Here is a 22,428-nt window from a genome sequence, read left to right as displayed (position 1 = left end):
ATGGTCCGCTTCGTTGACATCATCCCAGACGCGACACGCTTCGGCGCCGTGGAACGGGCCGATGGCATCGGGCGGACCGTGCTTCAGGTCGCCGAGATCGACAGCACCAACCGCGCGATGATCGAACTCGGTCGGCACGGCGCCGAACACGGCACCGTGCTGGTCGCCGATAATCAGACCGCCGGCCGCGGCAAGGGCACGCGGGCCTGGTACTCGCAGCACGGCGGCAGTCTGTGCGTCTCGGTGCTGATCCGCACCCGGCGCGGGCTGCAGGACGCGCCGCAACTGGCGCTGCTGGGTGCGGTCGCGCTGTGGGAAGCCATCGCCGACCAGACCGGCGTCGTCGCCGGCATCAAATGGCCGAACGACCTGCTGGTGGGCGGCCGCAAGATCTGCGGCATCCTCGCCGAAGCCCGCACCGATCCGGACGGCGAACTCGACTTCGTGGTGCTCGGCTTCGGTCTCAATGTCGGGATCGCGCAGGCCGAGTTTCCGCAAGCGCTGCGCCATTCGGCGACGTCGCTGTCGACGCTGGTCGGACGCGCCGTCGACCCGGTGGGACTGCTCAACGGTTTCCTCGATTCGCTGCAGGTGTGGCTGCCGCTGTGGGAAGACGTCGGCGTCGCCGCCTTCGCCGCCACCTGGACGCGGCACGCCGAACATCTCGGCCAGATCGTCAGGATCACCGACGGCGATGAGCCGCTGACGGCGCGGCTGCTCGGCCTCGCCGACGACGGCGCCCTGCGCATTCTAGACGAGACGGGCAGCATCCGCCTCGTTCACTCCGGCGAAATCGCCACGGGCATCCCCGTTGGCCGGGGGCCCGACGAAATTTTCAAGAAGCAGACAGGTGTAATCTCATGAAGACCGAACGGAAGTGGGACACGCTGGCATCGGATACGCGCCAGCGCATGGAGGCCGCGGCCAAATACATTGGGCCCGGCAAGCAGGTGAAGAAGGAAGACACCGTCGCGCTGTTGAAGACGGTGATCCGCTCCTTCGATCGCGTCAACATCGAGGGCAACAACCAGAAGCAGGCGGACTATCTCGCCGACTGTCTGCTGCAGGTCGATCCGAAGGACATCAACAACCTGCACATGGTGCAGTCGTGCGTGCCCTTGGCCTCGCATCTCGACATGTTCGAGAAGGGCATTGCCAAAAAGCTCGATTTCGCATTCGGCGGTCCGCAGGCCGCGCGCGTCGCCAAGTTCATCAGCGAGGGCAAGATCGAGCTCGGCGCGATCCACACCTATCTCGAACTGTTCGGCCGCTACTTCCTCGATCTGACGCCGCGGGTGTCGCTGATCTGCGCCTATGAAGCCGATCGCGAAGGCAATCTCTATACCGGCTTCAACACCGAAGACACCCCGGTGATCGTCGAGGCGACCAAGTTCCGCCAAGGCATCGTGATCGCCCAGGTCAACAAGATCGTCGACAAGCTGCCGCGGGTCGATATTCCGGCCGGCTGGGTCGACGCCGTCGTCGAAAGCCCGAAACCGTTCTTCATCGAGCCGCTGTTCACCCGCGATCCGGGGCTGATCACCGACAACCACATCCTGCTGGCGATGCTGGCGCTGAAGGGCATCTACGGCGAATACAAGGTCAAGCGGCTCAACCACGGCATCGGCTTTCTCACCTCGGCGATCGAACTGATCCTGCCGACCTATGGCGAGGAACTCGGGCTGAAGGGCGAGTGCTGCACCCACATGGTGCTCAACCCGCATCCGACCATGATCCCGGCGATCGAGGCCGGCTGGGTCGACACCATCCATTGCTTCGGCGGTGAGTTGGGCATGGAAGACTACGTCCGGGCGCGCTCCGACGTGTTCTTCACCGGCCCCGACGGCTCGCTGCGCTCCAACCGCGCCTTCGCGCAGACCGCCGGCCACTACGCGCTCGACATGTTCATCGGCGGCACGTTGCAGATCGACAAGTTCGGCAATTCTTCGACCGCCACCGCCAACCGCGTCGCCGGCTTCGGCGGCGCGCCGAACATGGGCTGCGACCCCAAGGGCCGCCGCCACGTCACCGAGAGCTGGCTGAAGTGCGGCCAGGAAGTGCCGAACATGCACGACCTGATCGGCGACATGCCGCGCGGCAAGCGTCTCGTGGTGCAGGGCGTCGAAACCTTCGGCGAGGCCCGCGCGCCGAGCTTCGTCGACAAGCTCGACGCCTGGAAGCTCGCCGAGAACGCCAAGCTCGAGCTGCCGCCGGTGATGATCTATGGCGACGACGTCACCCACATCGTCACCGAGGACGGCATCGCTTATCTGAACCGCGCGCCGAACATGGAAAGCCGGATGGCGGCGATCCGCGCCGTGGCCGGCTACACCGAGGTCGGTATCAAGGAAGACCCGGCGGAAACCAACAAGCTGCGCGAAGCCAAGATCTTCCAGACGCCGGAAGACCTCGGCATCGACCGTTCGCGCGCCAACCGCGATCTTCTGGCCGCGCGTTCGATGCGCGACCTCGTCGACATCTCCGGCGGTCTCTACAACCCGCCGACTCGTTTCCGCAACTGGTGATCAGGGGGAAGACATGGCTCTTCAAACGATCGAATTCGAAATCAATGGGACCGGAACGCCAAGGCGCGTCACTGCCCCGGTGCACTACGGCGTCGTCGGCTCCGGCGATCTCGAGGTTCTGCTGTCGGCCGCCGACAAGGCCGGCAAGCTGCAGGTGCGTGTGGTGACTCCGGTCAAGGGGTTCGACGATCTGTGGCGCAGGGTGCTCGGCCATTTCGCCGCCGAGACGGGTCTCACCGACGCGCTGATCGAGATCAACGACAACAATGCCTCGCCTGCCGTGGTCGCTCTGCGGCTGCGCCAGGCGCTTGCCGAATTACCGGCCTGAGCAACGAGGATCAATCATGCCTAACTGGACCAAAATTCAGACCAGCTCTTTTCTTGAGAGCAACGCCCGCGACCGGGCGATCGGCCTCGTCGACGAAGGCAGCTTCGTCGAACTGGTCGGCCCGTTCGATCGGTTTTGCAGTCCGCATCTCGTCACGCTCGGCGAAGCGGTGGAGTTCGACGACGGCATCGTCACCGGCGTCGGCAAGATCGGCCAGCGCCCGGTGTTCGTGATTTCGCAGGAAGGCCGCTTCATCGGCGGTTCGGTCGGCGAAGTCGGCGGCGCCAAGATGGTCGGCACCATCGACCAGGCGATCGAGTTCTACGACAGCCTGATCGCCGAATTCCCGAATCTGCCGGACGCGCAGCGGCCTTTGGTGGCGATCTCGTTCGAGACCGGCGGCGTGCGGCTGCACGAAGCCAATGCCGGCCTGTTGGCGCATGCCGAAGTGATGGATGCGATCCAGCGCGCCCGCCACAAGGTTCCGGTGGTCGCCTTGATCGGTTCGCGGATCGGCTGCTTCGGCGGCATGGGCTTCGTCGCCGCCGCCACCGACGCGATCATCATGAGTGAATTCGGCCGGCTCGGCCTGACCGGACCGGAAGTGATCGAGCAGGAGATGGGCAAGGACGAGTTCGACAGCTCGAACCGCGCCCTGGTCTATCGCACCACCGGCGGCCGCCACAAATTCGTGATGGGCGACTGCAACTTCCTGGTCGACGACACCGTGGCGTCGTTCCGCGCCCAGCTTGCTGAACTGACGCTGCTGCCGATCGCCGAGTTCGAACCGCTGCGCCGCATCGGCTCGGAGGCGCTGGTCGAGAAGCAACTGCGCGGCGTCGCGCTCGCGGTGAAGATCGCGCCGACCGATGCCCGCGACGTCTGGCGCTACGCCGGCAACAACGATCCGGTCGGCCTCGCCGACGGTCCGATTGCCGAGTTCCGCAAGACCGTTCAACGCTTGGTACTTTGATTCAGGAGACGAATATGGACACGCTATTAGGAAAAGGCCGGGAGGCGGTCGATCTGATCGTCGATCCCGCAAGCTTCGTGCAGGACAAGGTTGGTAAGGCGACGTTCACCGATCCGAGCTTCGGCCCAGGGGCGGTGGTCGGTGAGGCCAAGCTCGACGGCACGCTGGTCACGGTGATCGCCTCCGACGCCGAGGCCTTCAACGAAAAATTCCCGGTGGTCTATTCCGGCATCATCGGCATGGAGGAGGGCTACAAGATGGCGCAGGCCGTCTATGCCAGCCTCGCGGCCGATGCCGACAAGCCGGCGGCGGACAAGCGGCCGATCATTCTGATCGTCGACACTCCCGGCAACGGTCCGGGCAAGGTCGAAGAGATCTTCGGCATGAACAAGGCGACCGGCGCTTATCAGCTGGCGCTCGCGGAAGCCCGGCTGGCCGGACATCCGATCGTCGCCATGGTGGTCGGTCGGGCGATCTCCGGCGCCTTCCTGTGCCACGGTCTGCAGGCCGATCGCATCCTGTCGCTGGATGCCAAGTTCCAGACCATGATTCACGTCATGCCGATCACTTCGGTATCGCGGATCATCAAGAAGGACATCGAAGTGCTTGAGGAGTTGGCGAAGAGCAACCCGGTTTTCGCGGCTGGTCCGTCCTTCTTCTATCAACTGGGTGGTGTCGAGGAGCTGGTCTCCGAGATTCCGGCGATGCGCCAGGCGATCGTTAAGCAGGTCGGAGAGATCCGCAAGGCCAAGGCCGCCGGGCTCAACGCCGCCGGCCCGCGTGGTCGCGGCAAGCTCGGTCAGGAGCGCGGCGGCCGCAAGGTTCGTCCCGAGGTGCTGGCCCGGCTGAACGCCGAATTCGCCGCGGTGCAGGCCCGGTTCCGGCCGCAGGCGAACTAACCCGAAGGGGGAGTGGATCGATGTCCGACGCACTTGATCAGTATGCCGCCGCTGCCGATGCATTCAGCACGGCGCCGACGCTTGCCGAGATGCCCCGCCGCAGCCTTGCGGACAAGGGCATCGCCGGGCCGACGGCGGCGCATGCGATCGAAGAGATCCACACCCCCTTCAACCTCGCTTACGTCACCTTCACCACCGGATCGTCGGCGTTCCAGAATATCGTCGGCGTCGCCCACACCGAAATCGAAGCGCGGTGCGAGGCGACGCGGCGGGTGATGGCGGCGATCGGCGTCAAGCCCGGCTCCCGCATGCTGGTGACCTATCCGCCGCTGGTCAATGTGTTCTCGAAAGAGGCGCTGGATCGCTGCGGCATCGAATGGTTCTTCCTCGAGCGCTCCAGCCGCAGCGCCTTCATCGCCTCACTGTGCCGGCAGCAGCCCGACATCGTGCTCGGCGAATCCTCGTTCATTCGCGCCAGCCTGGCGGAAGCCAAACAGCTCGGCCTCACGGCGGATCTGCCGGCGTCCTGCAAGATCGTGGTGGCGGGCACGCCGCTCGATCTCGAACTGCTGACCGAAGTTGCGGCGCAGGGTTACGGCGTCCACGATCTCTACGGTTGCCAGGAATTCGGCTGGCTGACGCTGAACGGCCGGCCGATGCGCGACGATCTGGCGCTGGTGCCGTCACCGGCGGGCGACGGATTTCACGAATTGGTGGTCGGCGGGCTGCCGATGGGCGACAGCTTCCCGATCTCGGAGACCGGCCACGTCTGCGATCCGTTGGGAAAGATCATCACCTATCGCCGCCGCCGCACCTATCCGGAATACGAAGTGCTGATCACGCAGACCCCGGTCAGTTCGCACGAGACGCTGGACCGCGCGGCGCGCACCATCCTGCGTATCAAGAGCCGGGTGGTGAAGATTTCGCCCGAGCTGAAAACCTCCTGCGCGGTGACCGAGCTGCGCCTCGTTCCAAGCCTTCCCGGATCGCAGCCGATCGATCCGGCGCTGCTGCACATCACCGGGCCGGTGGCGACGCAGGCCCTCGACGATCTGGTTCGCGCTCAGGTGGAGGTGCAGGCGACCTCCAAGACCGATCCGGTCTGGCACAAGAAACGCTGAGAGATGTTGTCCGGCGATGGGTATCGCCGGGGTCATGAGATGGCGCGATCGACCTCCCGGCGGAGGCATCGCGGCGGGAGTTGAAGGCGATGCTCGGGCTGCGACACACCATGGTGGAATTCTCGGTCGAGGAACGGTTGCGTTCTGCTGAGACCGTGTGTCGCGGCCTGCTGGTGCCGTTCCGCCAGCCGGCGCTGGAACAGCGGGCGCATCGCGCCTTCGCGGCCGACGCCATTCCGGGCATCGTCTGCGCCCCGAAGGGCCCGCTGCCAAACGGCTACGTGCAACTCGGCGTCTCGTTCCCGTTCCGCGACGACGGCGCGCGGGTGCGGGCGCTGTTCGCGCTGCCGCCGAAGCGGATCGGCAAGGCGCATTCGCCCTACGACGTGCTGGGCATGCTGCGCGCGAACGCGTTCGAGGGCGCCGCGGCGCTGATCGAGCTGCGGGCGTTGTGCGAGTCTCACGGCGTCGAGGCCGGCCTGTTCGGGTCTGCCGCGCTGCAGATCCTGACCGGGCTGAGCTATCTGGAATCGCGCTCGGACGTCGACGCCGTGGTGCGTCCCTGCGGCGTTGCCAAGCTTCGCCTGGTTCACGCCGGTCTGGCCGCGCTTCGGCATGACCACGGCCGCAAGTTCGACGTCGAAGTGACGTTGCCGGATGGCATCGGCGTCAAGCTCGATGAATTGATGTCGTCGACGAACACGGTTCTTGGCCGCGGCATCGATGGCGTTCGTCTCCTGGACAGGGCCGCCGTCGTGCGCGCGCTGGACCAATCCGAAGGCTCGTCCGTGTCGGACGGCCGCATCACAAGCGAGGAAAGCGAAGATGGATCTCAAAGCAAAAATGCCGAGCAAGGTTGAAGCAATCAACGTCGCCGTCGGCGACGCGATCAAGGCGGGTACCGCGGTGGCCGTGCTCGAAGCGATGAAGATGAAGAATCCGTTGGTCTGCCCGGTCGACGGCACCGTGAAGTCGATTGCGGTCGCGGTCGGCGACCGGGTCAAGCCGGGCGCCCTCATCATGGTCGTCGAATAAGCCAATTGCCCGGGGCTCCGGTTTTCTCAGGCGTTAGCCGAACCTTGGGCAACTGAATTGGTGAACCCTATCCGACACGCTCGAGGTGGCTCGTGCGTGAACGCTGCAACTTAGCCTGAGTTCGGGGCCGATCGATCGGCCGCTCTCAGTGGGGGAGTAATTAGAATGGTCATCTATGGTGTGATGGTCCTCGGACTGTGCATGTTCATCGGTACGTCGATCGGCCTCGGCCTCGGCATGGCGCTGGGCATCGCCGGGGATATCGGCGGCGTCGGTTTCGCCATGCTGTTGCTGGTGTTCACGACGCCCTGGTTGAAGAAGAAGGGCTGGCTTCCGAAGGCGTCCGAAGACGGCATCATGTTCTGGAACGCGATGTACATCCCGGTCGTGATCGCGATGGCGGCGACCCAGAACGTCGCCTCGGCGATGTCCGGCGGCGCGATCGCCTTCATCGCCGGCTTGTTGTCGGTGTTCGTCTGCTTCGCCCTGATCCGGCCGCTGTCGGTGCTGGCGGGCTCGCGAACCTCGACCTTCGGCGACGACGCCGATGCGGCCGCTGCGCCCGCCCCGGTGGCGGCTGCAAAGCCCGTCAAAGCCTGATCAGGAGAGTGACATGAACAGCTATTTCGTCAATGAACTGATCGGCCCGCGTCAGCTGATCTTCGCCTTCGTGGTAGTCGGCCTGCTGACCTGGCTCTGCTACTCGTTCTCCAAGCACATCACCAAGAACCGGATTCACGGCTCGGCGGTGGCGATCATCATCGGCCTGGCGCTGGCTTATTACGGCGGCATCTCGACCGGCGGCAAGAAGGGCATCGCCGACCTTCCGGTGTTCGCCGGCTTCGCCCTGATGGGCGGCGCCATGCTGCGCGACTTCTGCATCGTGTCGACCGCCTATGGCGTGCGGCTCGAAGAGCTGAAGAAGGCCGGTCTCGGCGGCGTGCTGGCGCTGGTGATCGGCACCGTGCTGGCGTTCATCGTCGGCGTCGGCGTCGCCTATGCGTTCGGCTATCGCGACACGGTCTCGCTCACCACCATCGGTGCCGGCGCCGTGACCTTCATTGTCGGCCCGGTGACCGGCTCGGCGATCGGCGCGACCTCGGACGTGATCGCGCTGTCGATCGCCGCCGGCGTGGTGAAATCGATCGCGGTGATGATCCTGACGCCGCTGTTGGCCAAGCCGTTCGGCCTGACCAATCCGGCCGCCGCGATGGTCTATGGCGGTCTGATGGGAACCACCAGCGGCACCGCCGCCGGGCTTGCCGCCACCGATGTTCGCCTGGTGCCCTATGGCGCGTTGACGGCGACGTTCTACACCGGCTTCGGCTGTCTGGTCTGTCCGTCGGTGCTTTATCTGCTGATGAAGCTTATCTTCGGTTGAGATAGGTTAGGATAGGATCGGCCGCGGCAGCGAGGGCTGCCGCGGCCGATCGTCCGCAGCAACCTTGGCGGTGACCCGCCAATGCTTTTTGAGGCCGTTATGGGGATCCGTTCGATATTCCGCCGCGACGCCGAAAGACCGTTGGCGGCGCTGCCGCTGCTGCCGGCCGGGCCGGGCGCGCAGACCATCGCGTTTTGCGATGTGTCGTTGACCCGCGAGGGTCGCGAGGTGCTGCGGCATGTGGATTTCCGCGCCGATGAACCCCGCATCGCGATCCTCGGCGTAAACGGCTCCGGCAAATCGACGCTGTTGCGGCTGATGATCGGCCTGGTCACCCCGTCCGGCGGCACCGTCACGGTCGATGGACTGAACCCGCGGCGCGACGCCATCGCGGTGCGCGACCGCACCGGCTTTCTGTTTCAAACCCCGGACAACCAGATCGTCTGCCCGATCGTCGAGGAGGATCTGGCGTTCGGCCTGAAGGCGCGCGGGTTGACCCGCGACGCGGTCGCCGAACGGATCACGGCCAGCCTGACTCGTCTCGGGATCGCCGAGCTGGCGCCGCGCCGGGTGCATGAACTGTCCGGCGGCGAACGCCAATTGGTGGCGTTGGCCGGCGTGCTGACCCGGGCACCGACCACCATCCTGTTCGACGAGCCGACCTCGCAGCTCGACCTTGCCAATCGCAACCGATTTCGCCGGCTGCTCGATGGCATGTCCGAGCAGGCGATCGTGGCGACCCATGACCTCGAACTGGTCGAGGATTTCGATCGCGTGCTGGTGATCGATGGCGGCCGCATCGTCGTCGATGCGTTGCCGGCCGAAGCCGTCGCGCGCTATCGGGAGCTGTGCCGATGATCGCAGCCGGGCCGGGCCGGATCGCCGCCGCGCCGCTCGCCCGCGTGCCGGTGGGCTGCAAGCTCGCGGTGCTGGCCGCACTCGGCGCCGGGCTGGCCTTTGTCGATCGGCCCTGGCTGCTCGCCGGCGCTTTCGGACTTTCGCTGTGCGCGCTGCTGGCCACGGGTCTGGCGCCGCACCTGTTGTGGCGCGGGATGAAGGCGCCCGTGCTGATCGTCGGCTGCATCGCGCTGATCGAAGTCTGGGAACATGGCCCCGCCTCCGCGGTCGTGGTCACGCTACGCCTCGTCACGCTGATCTGTTTTGCCCACGCGGTGACCTCCAGCAGTTCGGTGCTGGCGATGACCGCCGTGATCGAGTCGGCGCTGCGGCCGCTGCAGCGGATCGGCCTGCTCGACGCCGAGCGCGCCAGCCTGACGCTGACGCTGGCGATCCGCTTCGTGCCGCTGATCGCCGAGGAGATTGCCGCCATTCGCGAAGCCCAGGCGCTGCGCGGCGCCCATCGATCGGTGGTGGCGCTGGCGGTGCCGCTGGTGGTGAGAATCATCCTGCGGGCGCAGGATCTCGCCGATGCCATCGATCTGCGCGGTCCGCCGCCGCGACCCGGCCGCGGGCCGAACGCCGATGCGGTGGTGGCGTCGGGATCGGCCGGGGAGGGTGCGCCGGCGGAAGCCGGTCCCGGCAGCCCCGGCGAGCAGCAGCGCGCCACCGTCATTGTCCCGTTCACCGCCCGGTGATGTAAACGTTCGTAAAGGAGATTGCCGCCGATGCCATCGCAATCCACCGCCGGCTTCGAAACCCGCGATCTCGCGCTGGTCGGCCTCAGCGCCGGGCTGATCGTCGCGCTCGGCGCGGTGCCGCCGATCGTGGTCGGCATTCTGCCGGTGCCGATCACGCTGCAGTCGTTCGGCGTGATGCTGGCCGGGCTGATGTTCGGCCCGAAGCGCGGCGCTTTGGCGTGCCTCACGGTGCTTGCATTGGTGGCCGCCGGCTTGCCGGTGTTGTCCGGCGGCCGCGGCGGATTGGCGGTGTTTGCGGGGCCTTCGGCCGGTTACTTGATCGCCTGGGCGCCCGCCGCCTATCTGATCGGGTTTCTGGCGACCCGCGCCGAAATCTTGCGGCAGCCGCTGGCACGCTTTGCCGCCTATCTGTTCGTCACCGTGCTCGGCGGCGTCATCGTGCTCAACCTCGGCGGCATTCTCTGGCTGGCCGCGGTCAGCCATATCAGCGTGACCACGGTGATCGCCGGGTCGCTGGTGTTCATGCCGGGCGACCTGGTCAAGGCCGTGCTCGCCGCACTGGTGGTGCAGCGGGTGGAAGCCTTGCTGACGCTGCCGCGCGTCTGACATCGTGCGCGGGACCTGTCGCAGCAAGGAACTCATGGCAACTTCGTGTATCTACGCAGTTCGCAGGCGGTTAAGCCGATTCCGGAGTTATTATCGGAAACCGATCACAACGCTTCGCCTGTATCGGCGGACATGATAGAGCAAATCGCTGGATTTAGCTTCAGTCCCCTCGGATACGCCGGACCTATTTAAGCGCGAGCTCGCCGTTCGACGGCCCACGCGATATCACGATATTTCTCAACGCAAGGAACAGCACTGGTGCAATTGGAACTGACGGCCAGCCGGATTGGCAAAGTGGCCATCATGCTGGCGATGACCTCGAATGACGAGGAAGCGGGGTTCAAGGCGAAAATCGCCGCCGAGACCAACTACAAGCTCTCGGTGATGTGGGTCAGTGGACGGAAAACCGAAATCAACAAGACCTTCCCGCGCGCGATCCTGAACGCGGCGCTGCGCAACCAGACCGTCGAAAATAGTCCCGGCGCCACCCACGCGCTGATCCATGCCGGACTCGAGGCGTTGAACGGACTGGTGCCCAGCGTTCCCGGCGACAGCAGCCTGAAGGTCAAAGTCGCCATCATTGCCGACAGCCATTGGGTGGTGGTCGCCGCCTATGGCGAATCCGCATTCCTGCCGGAAACCAACCACGAGCGCGTCGGCCTCGGCGTGATGCACCTTTAGCGCCCGGCCGCCACGCGCGGCTAGACCTGTTCCGGTTCTGATAGAATCAGAACCGGAGCTGTAGATTGTTATTTTGACGCGTCTTCTTCACGCGACCCGGATCCACTTCGCTCGAAAACGCGATAGGCGCCACGCGCGGTTAGGCGATCGCGGTCTTGATCACCGCCAGCAGTTCCTGGAACGGTTCGCCGCATGCCGGGTCTGACGGCGCCTGCTGCATCACCTCGTAGATCTTCGGCACCAGCTGCACCGCCTGGTCGAGTTCGTTGTCGCGGCCCGGCTGATAGCCGCCCATCAGCCGAAGATCCCGGGTGTCTTCGAAACGCGCGATCATGGCGCGCAGCTTGCGCACCAGATTGCGCTCCTCCGGCGACCAGACGTGTTGCGCCAGCCGCGACACCGAGGCCAACACGTTGATGGCGGGATAGCGGCCCTGATCCGCCACCTCGCGATCGAGCACGATGTGACCGTCGAGCGTGCTGCGCACGGTGTCGGCCACCGGCTCGTTGTGATCGTCGCCGTCGACCAGCACGGCGAAGATTCCGGTGATCGAGCCCTGGCCGTCGACGCCGGGACCGGAGCGCTCGAGCAGCCGCGGCAAGTCGCTGAACACGCTCGGCGCATAGCCGCGCGCGATCGCCGGCTCGCCGGTTGCCAGCGCCACCTCGCGCGCGGCGTGGGCAAATCGCGTCACCGAATCCACGATCAGCAGCACCGATTCGCCGCGGTCGCGGAAGTACTCCGCAATCGTGGTCGCGGTCTTGGCGGCGAGCCGGCGCATCATCGGGCTCTCGTCGCTGGTGGAGACCACGGTGATCGCGCGGGAGCGATGCCGGACCAGCGCCTCTTCCAGAAATTCGCGCACCTCGCGGCCGCGCTCGCCGACCAGCGCGGTGACCACGGTGTCGAATCCGGAACTCTGCGCCAGCATCGACAGCAGCGTGGTCTTGCCGACGCCGGAGCCGGCGAAAACGCCGATCCGCTGCCCGATGCATAGCGGCGTGAACAGATCGACCACGCGTACCCCGGTGCGTAGCGGCGCCCGCACCCGGGTCCGACTCATCGCCGGCGGCGGATTGGCGTCGGTCGACATCACCCGCTCGCCGGGCTGTAGCACGCCGGCGCCGTCCAGCGGTTCGCCGAGCGCGTTGAGCACCCGGCCTTTCCAGCTCGGATGCGGCGACAGCGTCTTCGGCGGCAACCGATACGCCACCAGGCCGAGGCCCGCGGCGATATGCGACTCGAACGGCTTGGCGGTGACGCCGCCGCCATCGATGCGAACCACCTCGCCGAGCTGCAGCTCAGCGTCGACCTCGAGCCCGATCAGTTCGCCGAGCTTGACGAAGCGCGACAGGCCGGAGACCCGATAATAGGTCGGCGCGACTTCGGACACCACGCCGCCTAGCCGCACCGTCGGCACGTCGTTGCGCAACGCCGCCAGCGTGGATTCCAGTCGTTCGAGCGCGTTCATCTGTGGTCCATCCGCCGTTGCCTTGTCACTTCGCCGGCTCGCCGAGCGTGCGAATGGCATTCTGCATGGTGCCCTCCGAGCTCTCGATCAGCGAGCTGACGCTCTGGAAGGCGCGGGTCGCGGTCATCAGTTGGGTCATCTCCGACATCGGATCGACGTTGGAGCCTTCGACGTAACCCTGCTGAAATCCGGTGTTGATGAATTCCACCACGGCGGCCGCGCCGCGATCCGGGACCACGCCGGAATTGGCGAACCGCGTCAGCTTGGCGTCGCTCGCGATCTCGAACAGGCCGAGCTTGCCGACCTCATTGGTGCCCTGCGAAAGGGTGCCGTCGCGGCCGATGGTCAGCGGGCCGGCGTCCGGATCGACGATGATCGACGCGCCGCCCTGGTCGAGCACCGGGTAGCCGGTGATGGTCTGCAATTCGCCGTTGCTGCTGATCTGCATCCGGCCGTCGCGGGTATAGACCGGACCCGACGGCCCGGTGAATCCCATCCAGCTGTTGCCAACCACCGCGACGTCGAGATTGTTGCCGGTCTGCGTCACGTTGCCGGCCTGGCGCGAGATGAAATTGTCGCCCGGCGTCGCGAACGCCACCGGCTGCGCCGCGGCGCGCGACAGCGCGGTTTCGAACTTGACGGCGTCGGCGCGGAACGCGGTGGTTTTCATGTTCGCCATATTGTTGGCGATGGTCTCCAGTCGCTTTTCCAGCGAGACCTGGGCCGACAGGCTGACATAGAGCGCGGATTGCATGGGTTCAATCTTCCAGGTTGCAGGTCTTGCTGGCTTGCCATCGGATCGTCGCGGAGCCGATCGCGGCTGGTGATCAGTTGATAGTGCCGATGCTCGCAAAGCACAGGGCTGTTCCTTGCGACGCGATCCACGGCGCCAATTCGAGTGGCAGAGTCGGCGGTCAAGCTTGTGCGGGACTGGCGTGCCGGCGGATGTCAGCCTCGTGCAAGATTCGCTGCCTAATCAGGGGAGGTCCCTGATTCGGAGCTGTGCGCTTGAGCATTCTCTTTGGTTCCCTCATCACCATCGCCAGCCTGCTCGGCGGCTTCGCGGCCATGGGCGGGCACATCGGCGTGATCTGGCAGCCGTGGGAGTTCGTCATCATCGGCGGCATGGCGCTCGGCACCTATATCGTGGCCAACCCCTGGAAGGTGGTGGTCGACACCGGCGTCGCCGCGGTGCAGGCGCTGACCATGGCGGTGCCGAAACAGCGGCACTATCTCGATCTGCTCGGCCTGTTGCATTCGCTGATGCGCGAGGTGCGCAACAAGGGGCGCAACGAAGTCGAAGGCCATATCGACGACCCGGCGTCGTCGGAGATCTTCGGCAATTTTCCGACCGTGCTCGCCAACGAGGCGATGGTGAACTTCATCTGCGATTACTTCCGGCTGATCATCATGGGAAGTGCGCGGCCGCACGAGATCGAGGCCTTGATGGACGAAGAGATCGAGACCATCGTCCGCAGCAAGCTGAAGCCCTACTCCTCGATGATGATGGTGGCGGAAGGGCTGCCGGCGCTCGGCATCGTCGCGGCGGTGCTCGGCGTGATCAAGGCGATGGGCGCGCTCGACCAGTCGCCGAAACTGCTCGGCGGCTTCATCGGCTCGGCGCTGGTCGGCACCTTCGCCGGCATCTTTCTGTCCTACGGCCTGGTGGCGCCGCTCGCCGCCAAGGTCAAATCGGTGCGCGAGCGGCAGTGCCGCATGTACATCATCGTCAAGCAGACGCTGCTGGCCTTCATGAATGGCGCGCTGCCGCAGATCGCCATCGAACACGGTCGCAAGATGATCGGTCCCGGCGAACGGCCGTCGATCGACGTTGTGGAAAACGAGACCATCACCGGGGGCACGACGAAGGCCGCGGCTCCGGAACAGCCGGCGCGAGCCGCAGCGGGAGCGTCGTGATGGAGATCAAATCGGGGCAGCCCGATCAGGCCTCGGATCAGCTGCTCGGCGCCGCCGGGATTTCCGTCGAGCGCATGCCGATGCTGCATGTGATCTTCGACCAGATGACCAATCTGTGCGCCGAGGCGCTGCGTTCGATGTCGCCTTCGCAGTCCTACTTCTCGCTGAGCGGCGTCGGCAGCGATCGGCTGTCCGACATCGTCGAGCGCTACGAGGGAGAGGCGATCGCCGCGGTGTTCTACGCCCAGGCCTGGGACGCCCGGGTGCTGATCGGCTTCGATCGCGATTTCATCTACACCATGATCGAACTGCTGTTCGGCGCCGACGGCGCCGAGCCGCCGCTGGACATGCCGCGGGTGTTCTCCAACGTCGAGATGCACGTTGCCCAGGCGCTGTTCGAGCGCTTCGGCAAGGCGTTGCAGTCGTCGTTCGCGCGGGCCTCCGACGTCTCCTTCACCCTGGAGCGGGTGGAGACCCGGATGGACTATCTGGCGGTCGGCCGGCTCAACAACATGGCGGTGTGCGCCAACATCTTGCTGCAGGGATTGGACCGCGGCGGCGAGATGTTCATCGTGATTCCACATGCCGCGCTCAATCCGATCCGCCAGGCGCTGTCGCAGATCGTCACCGGCGAGTCGGCCTCGACCGATCCGAACTGGAGCCGGCAGCTGCATAGCGAAATCAAGCGCACCGAGGTGGTGCTGAAGGCGGTGCTCGAAGAGCGGCCGTTCACGCTCGGCGAAGTCGCCGGCTTCCACGTCGGCCAGGTGCTGAAGCTCAACGCCACGCCGAATACCATGGTGCGCCTCGAGTGCAACAACCAGCGGCTGTTCTGGTGTCAGCTCGGCCAGCTCAACGGCGTCTATTCGCTGCAGGTGAAAGAATCGGCGGATCAAAAACGGGAATTCATCGATGGCATCCTATCTCGTTGACGTGGTGCTGCTAGCGGCGCTGTTGTTCACCAGCGTCCGTGTGACCAAGATGCATCGGGAGCTGGTGCGGCTGCGCAACGATCAGGGCGACTTCGCCACCGTGCTCGGCAAGACCACCGACGCCGTCGACGACATGGTGCTGATGGTGCGGGAATTCAGCGCCGACGGGCGGCAGCTGGTCAATGTGCTGGGCGACAAGATCGAACAGGCGCGCCAGGCGATCGTCGATATCGACGCCCATGACGGTGCCTCGCGCGGCTCCGCCTGAGCGCGCGCGACGTCGCTGCGGGGCGCGTCGCGATCACCGATCCCGCGGGGTTAGTTGCCGACAACAGAGCTACCGAGAGAGTAAGCCTCATGAACCAGCCGTTTGAATCCGATCTCAACAATGTCGCGGCAGCGCATGCGGCGGAGCCGCCGAAATCCGACGCCGCGCCGTTCGGCAAGCTGGCTGATCTGGCGGTGCGCGGCGCCGAGGACACCAGCCGGCTCACCAATCTCGAGCCGATCCTGCGGATTCCGGTGACGGTGCAGGTGCTGCTCGGATCGGCGACGATGCCGGTCGCCGACCTGATGAAGCTCGGCCGCGGCGCGGTGATCCCGCTCGATCATCGCGTCGGCGAGCCGGTCGAGGTGGTGGTCAACGGCCGCATCGTGGCGCGCGGCGCGGTGGTGGTGGTGGAAGACGAGAATTCGCGATTCGGCGTGTCGCTGACGGAAATCGTCGGGGGAACCACCGGCGCAGAAGCATAGCGAGCGTGGGAATGGCATTCAACGCGCCCGTCAAGGGCCCTTCAGATCTGAAGCCGCTGCGCGGCACCGAGAAGGTCGCGGTGCTGCTGTTGGCGATGGGTCGCGAACTCTCCGGCGGCATCCTCAAGGAATTCGACCCCGACGAGATCAAGAGCGTCACCCGCGCCGCCGCCGACCTGAAGCCGATCTCGGCGCCCGAACTGGAATCGATCATCGAGGAATTCGCCCAGCACTTCTCCACCGGGCCGAACATTTTCGGCACGGTCGGCGAACTTGAAAAGCTGCTGAACGGCGTGCTGCCGCCCGACGAGGTCTCCGACATCATCTCGGAGGTGCTCGGCAACAAGACCAAATCGGTGTGGGAGCGGATCTCGTTCGTCTCGGAAAGCCTGCTCGCGAACTATCTGCTCAAGGAACATCCGCAGACCGCCGCGCTGGTGTTGTCGCGGGTCAAGCCGGCCTGCGCCGCGCGGGTGATGAGCCACCTGCCGTCGGATATGCGCCACGACCTGATGCGCCGCATGCTCAGCCTCAAGCCGGTGGTCGAGGAAGCGATGGCGATCATCGAAAAGACCATGCACGAGGATTTCATGATCAACTTCGCGCGCAATCTGGCGTCCGACACCTATCCGCGAATGGCCGACATCATCAACAAGATGGAGCGCACGCAGATGGAGGAGTCGCTGCAGAGCTTGGCGGAATCCCGGCCGAAGTCCGCAGAAATCCTCAAGGGCATGCTGTTCACCTTCGACGACATCGTCAAGCTGACCGGCAAGGCGCGGATGCTGATCTTCGATCAGGTGCCGACCGATCGGGTGGTGACGGCGTTGAAGGGCACCGACGCCAGCTTCCGCGAACTGATTCTGTCGTCGCTGGCCTCGCGCACCCGCCGCCTGGTCGAGCACGAACTGGCGACCGGCGTGCCGGCGCATCAACGCGAAATCCTCGACGCGCGTCGCACCATCACCGACCTGGCGCTGGAAATGGCCGGCCGCGGGGAGATCGAACTCAACTCGGACGAGGCGGATCAGCCGGTGTTCACCTAACGACGCTCGACCGTGTCCGAGGGACCCGACAAGGAGAGCAAAACCGAAGAGCCGACGGAAAAGAAGGTTCGCGATTCCGTCGAGAAGGGCAAGATTCCGGTTTCGCGCGAGGCGGCGATCTTTTCGTCGATGATCGCGCTGCTGCTGATCCTGAGCTTTCTGCTGGTCGACAACGTGCGCAATCTGGCCGCGATGCTGGCCCGCTTGATCGACGATCCGTCCGGGGTGCGAATCCGCAGTGGCGCGGATGCCACCGAATTCCTGGTCGCCATTGCCGCGAGCGCCGCCGCGCTGGTGCTGCCGATCGTCATCGTGCTGGCGGTGGCGGGGCTGCTGGCGTCGTTTCTGCAGAACGTGCCGCGCATCGTCTTTGAGCGGATCGCCCCGGACGCCTCGCGGATTTCCATCGCGCAGGGCTGGGGACGAATATTTGGCGGCCAGGGCCGCATCGAGTTCGCGAAGTCGGTGTTCAAGTTTCTCGCCATTAGCCTGGTCGTGACCATCGTCTTGCGGGCTGAGGAGGCTGCGGCCGTGAATGCATTGTTCAGCGATCCGACCGCGGTGCCGGAACTGATTCTGGCGGCGGCGATGCGGCTGGTCTCGGCGATCAGCATCGCGACCATCGTGCTGGTCGCGCTCGACCTGGTGTGGGCGCGCTTCCACTGGCGCCGCGATCTGCGGATGACCAAGCAGGAGTTGAAGGACGAATTCCGCCAGGCCGAGGGCGATCCGATCGTCAAATCGCGGCTGCGCTCGATCGCCCGCGACCGCGCGCGCAAGCGCATGCTCGCCGCGGTGCCGCGGGCGACTTTGGTGATCGCCAATCCGACGCATTACGCCATTGCGCTGAAGTATCAGCATGGCGAGGACGTCGCCCCCACCGTGCTGGCGAAGGGGCAGGATCTGATCGCGCTGAAGATCAGGGAAATCGCCGAGCAGCACGACGTGCCGGTGGTGGAAGACCGCATGCTGGCGCGCGCGATGTATGACGCCGCGCAGATCGATCGGGTGATTCCGGCGGAGTTCTTCCGTCCGGTGGCCGAGATCATCTATTTCCTGCATTCGCGCCGGACCAGGGCCCGAGCGCCCGACTGATCTGCCGGCCAAAAAATTTGCCAGCTGGATTGGCCTTGCGCGAGGTCGCAAGACGCCGCGAACGAGGCCGGCTACTGCTATCAAGCGGCGTCGGCGTTGCTCATCGCGACCTGCACCAGCCTGGGACAAGTTTGAATTCGTATACCATGTTTACAAAAATGATCATGCCGAGGCTGTCGTGGGTCCGATCTATCTCTTCGACGTGGCGTCGTCGCAAGCCCAGTGGTTGTCGCTGCGCCAGGCTGCGATTTCATCGAACGTCGCCAACGCCAATACGCCGGGTTACCAGGCCAAGGACATCGAATCCTTCAGCAAGCTGCTCGACGGCAAGCTGATCCCGATCGCGGTGACATCGCCGATGCACATCGCCAGCGGAACCGCGTCGAGCCCGGGAGAAACCCGCGACAAGGACGGCTGGGACATTGTGCATTCCGGCAACTCCGTCAGCCTCGAGCAGGAAATGCTCAAGGCCGGCGACGTCAACCGCGACTATTCGCTGAACACCGCGATCGTGAAGTCGTTTCAGCGGATGTTCATGAACAGCGCGAAGGGTTAGCGAGTGATGATGATCGATCCGTTGCAGGCCTCGGTGCAGATCGCTAGTTCAGGGCTGGAGGCGCAGTCGACAAGGCTGCGCGTCGTCTCGGAGAATCTGGCGAACGCCAATTCCACCGGGCGCTCGCCGGGTGCCGAGCCGTATCGGCGCAAGACCACGACGTTCACTGCGGAGATGGATCGCGCCGCCGGCGTGCCGGTGGTCAAGGTCAAGGACATCGGCGTCGACAACGCGGCGTTTCGGCTGGACTACGAGCCGAGCCATCCAGCCGCCGACCAGAGCGGCTACGTCAAGCTGCCGAACGTCAACATGCTGATCGAAATGGCCGACATGCGGGAAACCAACCGCAGCTATGAAGCCAATCTGCAAGTCATCAAACAAACGCGGTCGATGGTCTCGATGACGATCGACCTGCTGAGGGGGGCGTGATGCTGGAGACGATCTCGTCGGTGGTGAATGGCGCAGCCGGCGCCGCCAAGGCCAGCACCGTCACGCAGTCCTCCCCGGCGCTGCCGCAAGCGGCGGGACCGGCGCTGGGCTTCGAGGGCGTGATGGAGCAGGTCGCGGCCGATGCGATCAGCACCATGAAGGCCGGCGAGGCGGCGTCGATCTCCGGCATGCAGGGCAAAGTCTCCGCGCAGCGCGTGGTCGAGGCGATGATGTCGGCGGAGCGGACCCTGCAGATGGCGGTCGCGGTGCGCGACAAGGTGGTGCAGGCCTATCAAGAAGTCAGCCGGATGGCGATTTGAGGATCAGCAGATGAGAGCCCTTGCCATCGCGGCGACCGGAATGAGCGCGCAGCAGCTCAACGTCGAAGTCATCGCCAACAACATCGCCAACATCAACACCACGTCCTACAAGCGGGCGCGCGCGGAATTCACCGATCTGTTCTACCAGATCGACCGGATGCAGGGCGTGCCGAACCGGGTCGGCGAGGGCGCGGTGCCGGAAGGCGCCAAGCTCGGCCTCGGCGTACGCTCCGCCGCGGTGCGCAAGCTGCACATCCAGGGCGCGCTGACCCAGACCGGCAACCCCTACGACATGGCGATCAACGGCCGCGGCTGGTTTCAGGTGGTCGGCCCCGACGGTGAGATGCTGTACACCCGCGCCGGCGCGTTCAACACCAACGCCGACGGCCAGTTGGTGACGGCGGACGGCTACAATGTCGATCCGGCGATCATGATTCCACAGGGCACGGTGGAAGTCACCGTCAACGAATCCGGCCAGGTATTCGCCAAGCTCGACGGCGAGGTGACGCCGCGCGAATTGGGCCGGCTGACGCTGGCCAATTTCGCCAACGAGGCCGGTCTCGATCCGCTCGGCAGCAATCTCTACAAGGAGACGTTGTCATCCGGCGTGCCGGTGGTCGGTGTGCCCGGCGATCCCGGCTTCGGCAAGATCTATCACCACTATCTGGAGAGCTCGAACGTCGATCCGGTGAAGGAAATCACCGAGCTGATTTCGGCGCAGCGCTCCTACGAGATGAATTCCAAGGTGATCCAGGCCGCCGACGAGATGGCGCAAACCGTCTCCAAGGGACTCCGGTAAGTTGGACATCGCAACCATGGCCCGCAGGCGCGCGCTGTCCATCGTGATGCGGCGGATCGCATCGGCGGCCGTTCTCGCCGCCGCGATGTGCGTAAGCGCGCACGCCGAGGAGCCGGCGCACTTCCCGGTGCCGGCCACCACCATCTACCCCGGCGACCTGATCAAGGACGAGATGATCATCGATCGCAGCTTTGCGCCGAATTTGCCCGGCGCCGCCGCCTTTGTCGGCGAGCGGCCGGCGGTGGTCGGCCATATCGCGCGGCGCACGCTGCTGCCCGGGCAGCTGATCCCGATCAATGCGCTTGAAGAGCAGAAGATCGTGGCGCGCGGCAGCGTCGTCAAGGTGATCGTCGAGGACGGCGCGTTGTCGATCGTGACCTACGGTTCGTCGCTGCAATCCGGCAGCCCCGGGGCGATGATTCAACTTCGAAATCTCGATACCGGCGTCACCATCCGAGGGGTGGTTCAGCCGGACGGATCAGTGCGGATTCAGAACGGATGATAGCTCGGCTGCTTTGGGGCGTGATCATCGCGCTGTCGATCACCACCGCCGACGCCGCGGTCCGGATCAAGGACATCGCCAATCTGAAAGGTGTGCGCGAGAACCAGATCCTCGGCTACGGGCTGGTGATCGGCCTCAAGGGCACCGGCGACACGCTGCGCAATTCGCCGTTCACCGAGCAGTCGCTGCAGTCGATGCTGGACAATATGGGCATCAACATCCGCGGCACCTCGCTGCGCACCCGCAACGTCGCCGCGGTGGTGGTCACCGCCGACCTGCCGCCGTTCATCGCCGGCGGTTCGCGCGTCGACGTCGCGATCTCGTCGCTGGGGGATTCCTCGTCGCTGTTGGGCGGAACGCTGGTAATGACGCAATTGCGCGGCGCCGATGGCGAGGTCTATGCCGTCGCCCAGGGCGCCATCGCGGTCGGCGGCTACGCGGTCGAGGGCGCGGCGCAGTCGCTGAGCCAGGGGGTAGCGACCGCGGGCCGGATTCCCAACGGCGCGCTGATCGAGCGCGAGGTGCGCGGCCGCTTCGCCGACATGGAATCGCTGATCCTGGAATTGAAGAATCCGGATTTCGTCACCGCGACGCGGGTGCTCGACGCCATCAACCAGCACAGTCGGGGCCGCTACCAGGCCGGCGTCGCCTTCGAGCGCGATTATCGCACCATCGTGCTGTCGCGGCCGCGTTCGGTGTCGCCGGTGCGCTTCATCGCCGAGATCGAGGAACTCTTGGTGGAGCCGGACGCGCCGGCGCGGGTGGTGATCGACGAACGCAACGGCACGGTGGTGATCGGCCGCAACGTGCAGATCTCCACGGTGGCGGTGACCCACGGCAATCTGACGGTGAGAATCACCGAAGCGCCGATCGTGTCGCAGCCCTCGCCGTTCGCGCCGCGCGGCGAGACCGTGGTGGTGCCGCAGACCTTCATCGAGGCCAACGAGCCCGGCGCCAAGATCGCGATCCTGCGCGGCACCGATTTGCAGCGGCTGGTGCGCGGCCTCAACCAGATCGGCCTGAAGCCGTCGGGGATCATCGCCATCCTGCAGGCGATCAAGTCGGCGGGCGCCCTCCAGGCGGACCTCGTCGCCCAGTAGGCGCCGCGCCCCGATCCGACCCGGTGCCCGCAGGGGTTCTTAACCCCTGGGGCCTAGCGTGAGGACTTCACTCGAGGTTGCGCCCCGGACTCGTCGGCCATGGCATTCGATCCCGTCACTCTGCTCACGCTGTCTGTGGTGGTGCTGGTGGCGCTCGGCTCCCTGATGCTGCACGCGTCCCGGGGCGAGCAGGCCTGCCCGCTGCTGCGCTGGTCCGGGGCGGCCTTCCTGTGCCTGGGACTCGGCTTCGTCATGGTGCTGGCGGCGCCCGCCGATATCCAGGCGCCGGTGCGGGTCTTCGGCAACGCCGCCCTCATGCTGCCCTACGGGTTGATGTGGGCCGGGGCGCGACGCTTCGGCG

The 22,428-nt window shown here is 65.5% G+C and carries 29 protein-coding genes; 27 read left to right on the top strand and 2 right to left on the bottom strand.

All coding sequences use genetic code 11. The annotated features are described in order from the left end of the window. The 14 genes from VGC77_RS09840 to VGC77_RS09775 all read left to right on the top strand — a co-directional run bounded on the left by VGC77_RS09840 (position 1) and on the right by VGC77_RS09775 (position 11,147). Positions 1-864 carry a biotin--[acetyl-CoA-carboxylase] ligase gene (locus VGC77_RS09840; RefSeq protein ID WP_331171384.1) on the top strand — a complete coding sequence of 288 codons (864 nt, stop codon included), beginning with the start codon at positions 1-3 and terminating at the stop codon, positions 862-864. Beyond that, positions 861-2,525 carry a malonate decarboxylase subunit alpha gene (gene mdcA / locus VGC77_RS09835; RefSeq protein WP_331171383.1) on the top strand — a complete coding sequence of 555 codons (1,665 nt, stop codon included), beginning with the start codon at positions 861-863 and terminating at the stop codon, positions 2,523-2,525. The genes VGC77_RS09840 and mdcA overlap by 4 nt, the downstream gene beginning before the upstream one ends. Before the next feature lie 13 nt (positions 2,526-2,538). Further along, positions 2,539-2,853 (top strand): malonate decarboxylase acyl carrier protein, encoded by a 315-nt coding sequence (gene mdcC, locus VGC77_RS09830; RefSeq protein ID WP_331171382.1) that lies wholly within the window; start codon positions 2,539-2,541, stop codon positions 2,851-2,853. 16 nt (positions 2,854-2,869) lie between these two features. After that, entirely contained in the window at positions 2,870-3,826 is a 957-nt protein-coding gene (locus VGC77_RS09825; protein ID WP_331171381.1) for a biotin-independent malonate decarboxylase subunit beta, read from the top strand. 14 nt (positions 3,827-3,840) lie between these two features. Next, positions 3,841-4,725, top strand: a complete 885-nt coding sequence (mdcE, locus tag VGC77_RS09820) for a biotin-independent malonate decarboxylase subunit gamma (RefSeq protein WP_331171380.1) — start codon at positions 3,841-3,843, stop codon at positions 4,723-4,725. Positions 4,726-4,745: 20 nt separating this feature from the next. Then, positions 4,746-5,846: an acyl carrier protein gene (locus tag VGC77_RS09815; protein WP_331171379.1), complete on the top strand. Its 1,101-nt coding sequence runs from the start codon at positions 4,746-4,748 to the stop codon at positions 5,844-5,846. A gap of 110 nt (positions 5,847-5,956) precedes the next feature. Further along, on the top strand, positions 5,957-6,706 hold the full coding sequence (gene mdcG, locus VGC77_RS09810) for a malonate decarboxylase holo-[acyl-carrier-protein] synthase (protein WP_331171411.1): 750 nt from the start codon (positions 5,957-5,959) through the stop codon (positions 6,704-6,706). After that, positions 6,690-6,881, top strand: a complete 192-nt coding sequence (locus VGC77_RS09805) for a biotin/lipoyl-containing protein (protein WP_331171378.1) — start codon at positions 6,690-6,692, stop codon at positions 6,879-6,881. Before mdcG ends, VGC77_RS09805 begins: the two co-directional genes overlap by 17 nt. 165 nt (positions 6,882-7,046) lie before the next feature. Next, the gene (gene madL, locus VGC77_RS09800) at positions 7,047-7,481 is read left to right on the top strand and encodes a malonate transporter subunit MadL (RefSeq protein WP_331171377.1); all 435 of its coding nucleotides are present in this window, start codon (positions 7,047-7,049) and stop codon (positions 7,479-7,481) included. Positions 7,482-7,494: 13 nt separating this feature from the next. Continuing rightward, positions 7,495-8,262: a malonate transporter subunit MadM gene (madM, locus tag VGC77_RS09795; protein ID WP_331171376.1), complete on the top strand. Its 768-nt coding sequence runs from the start codon at positions 7,495-7,497 to the stop codon at positions 8,260-8,262. A 99-nt stretch (positions 8,263-8,361) separates the two neighbouring features. Continuing rightward, a complete protein-coding gene (locus VGC77_RS09790; RefSeq protein WP_331171375.1) occupies positions 8,362-9,120 on the top strand; it encodes an ABC transporter ATP-binding protein in 759 nt (252 codons plus the stop codon). Further along, on the top strand, positions 9,117-9,857 hold the full coding sequence (locus VGC77_RS09785; RefSeq protein ID WP_331171374.1) for an energy-coupling factor transporter transmembrane protein EcfT: 741 nt from the start codon (positions 9,117-9,119) through the stop codon (positions 9,855-9,857). The genes VGC77_RS09790 and VGC77_RS09785 overlap by 4 nt, the downstream gene beginning before the upstream one ends. Positions 9,858-9,887: 30 nt before the next feature. After that, complete coding sequence (locus VGC77_RS09780) at positions 9,888-10,466, top strand: biotin transporter BioY (RefSeq protein WP_331171373.1); 579 nt, start codon at positions 9,888-9,890, stop codon at positions 10,464-10,466. Positions 10,467-10,760: 294 nt separating this feature from the next. Further along, positions 10,761-11,147: a HutP family protein gene (locus VGC77_RS09775; protein WP_331171372.1), complete on the top strand. Its 387-nt coding sequence runs from the start codon at positions 10,761-10,763 to the stop codon at positions 11,145-11,147. A 139-nt stretch (positions 11,148-11,286) separates the two neighbouring features. Here VGC77_RS09775 and fliI read toward each other — a convergent pair whose 3' ends face one another. Both fliI and flgF read right to left on the bottom strand, forming a co-directional pair. Then, on the bottom strand, positions 11,287-12,618 hold the full coding sequence (fliI, locus tag VGC77_RS09770; protein WP_331171371.1) for a flagellar protein export ATPase FliI: 1,332 nt from the start codon (positions 12,616-12,618) through the stop codon (positions 11,287-11,289). 25 nt (positions 12,619-12,643) lie between these two features. Continuing rightward, the gene (flgF, locus tag VGC77_RS09765; RefSeq protein ID WP_331171370.1) at positions 12,644-13,372 is read right to left on the bottom strand and encodes a flagellar basal-body rod protein FlgF; all 729 of its coding nucleotides are present in this window, start codon (positions 13,370-13,372) and stop codon (positions 12,644-12,646) included. Between the two features lie 254 nt (positions 13,373-13,626). On the opposite strand from flgF, the gene motA reads away from it, so the two are divergent. From motA to VGC77_RS09700, 13 genes are all read left to right on the top strand, one after another. Continuing rightward, positions 13,627-14,535 (top strand): flagellar motor stator protein MotA, encoded by a 909-nt coding sequence (motA, locus tag VGC77_RS09760; RefSeq protein ID WP_331171369.1) that lies wholly within the window; start codon positions 13,627-13,629, stop codon positions 14,533-14,535. After that, positions 14,535-15,467, top strand: coding sequence for a FliM/FliN family flagellar motor switch protein (locus tag VGC77_RS09755; protein WP_331171368.1), 933 nt, complete (start codon positions 14,535-14,537; stop codon positions 15,465-15,467). The genes motA and VGC77_RS09755 overlap by 1 nt, the downstream gene beginning before the upstream one ends. Beyond that, positions 15,448-15,735: a hypothetical protein gene (locus VGC77_RS09750; RefSeq protein WP_331171367.1), complete on the top strand. Its 288-nt coding sequence runs from the start codon at positions 15,448-15,450 to the stop codon at positions 15,733-15,735. Before VGC77_RS09755 ends, VGC77_RS09750 begins: the two co-directional genes overlap by 20 nt. An 89-nt stretch (positions 15,736-15,824) precedes the next feature. Then, positions 15,825-16,220 (top strand): flagellar motor switch protein FliN, encoded by a 396-nt coding sequence (fliN, locus tag VGC77_RS09745; protein ID WP_331171366.1) that lies wholly within the window; start codon positions 15,825-15,827, stop codon positions 16,218-16,220. Positions 16,221-16,231: 11 nt separating this feature from the next. Continuing rightward, positions 16,232-17,266: a flagellar motor switch protein FliG gene (locus tag VGC77_RS09740; protein WP_331171365.1), complete on the top strand. Its 1,035-nt coding sequence runs from the start codon at positions 16,232-16,234 to the stop codon at positions 17,264-17,266. Positions 17,267-17,278: 12 nt separating this feature from the next. Then, the gene (flhB, locus tag VGC77_RS09735; protein ID WP_331171364.1) at positions 17,279-18,361 is read left to right on the top strand and encodes a flagellar biosynthesis protein FlhB; all 1,083 of its coding nucleotides are present in this window, start codon (positions 17,279-17,281) and stop codon (positions 18,359-18,361) included. A gap of 178 nt (positions 18,362-18,539) precedes the next feature. Then, positions 18,540-18,917: a flagellar basal body rod protein FlgB gene (gene flgB / locus VGC77_RS09730; RefSeq protein ID WP_331171363.1), complete on the top strand. Its 378-nt coding sequence runs from the start codon at positions 18,540-18,542 to the stop codon at positions 18,915-18,917. Between the two features lie 9 nt (positions 18,918-18,926). Continuing rightward, a complete protein-coding gene (flgC, locus tag VGC77_RS09725; RefSeq protein ID WP_331171410.1) occupies positions 18,927-19,346 on the top strand; it encodes a flagellar basal body rod protein FlgC in 420 nt (139 codons plus the stop codon). Continuing rightward, positions 19,346-19,666, top strand: a complete 321-nt coding sequence (locus VGC77_RS09720; protein WP_331171362.1) for a flagellar hook-basal body complex protein FliE — start codon at positions 19,346-19,348, stop codon at positions 19,664-19,666. Before flgC ends, VGC77_RS09720 begins: the two co-directional genes overlap by 1 nt. A 10-nt stretch (positions 19,667-19,676) precedes the next feature. Next, positions 19,677-20,465 carry a flagellar basal-body rod protein FlgG gene (flgG, locus tag VGC77_RS09715; RefSeq protein WP_331171361.1) on the top strand — a complete coding sequence of 263 codons (789 nt, stop codon included), beginning with the start codon at positions 19,677-19,679 and terminating at the stop codon, positions 20,463-20,465. A gap of 16 nt (positions 20,466-20,481) precedes the next feature. Next, the gene (gene flgA / locus VGC77_RS09710; RefSeq protein WP_331171360.1) at positions 20,482-20,967 is read left to right on the top strand and encodes a flagellar basal body P-ring formation chaperone FlgA; all 486 of its coding nucleotides are present in this window, start codon (positions 20,482-20,484) and stop codon (positions 20,965-20,967) included. Then, a complete protein-coding gene (gene flgI, locus VGC77_RS09705; protein ID WP_414709635.1) occupies positions 20,964-22,067 on the top strand; it encodes a flagellar basal body P-ring protein FlgI in 1,104 nt (367 codons plus the stop codon). Before flgA ends, flgI begins: the two co-directional genes overlap by 4 nt. Positions 22,068-22,166: 99 nt before the next feature. Further along, positions 22,167-22,428 (top strand): hypothetical protein (locus tag VGC77_RS09700; protein ID WP_331171359.1); only part of this gene is annotated, 262 nt, incomplete at its 3' end.

Origin of the sequence: Rhodopseudomonas sp. (assembly GCF_036404135.1) — a bacterium.
Taxonomy (GTDB): Bacteria; Pseudomonadota; Alphaproteobacteria; order Rhizobiales; family Xanthobacteraceae; genus Rhodopseudomonas_A.
The sequence above is the reverse complement of the archived record's forward strand: the minus strand, read 5'-3'. Positions and strand labels throughout refer to the sequence as shown.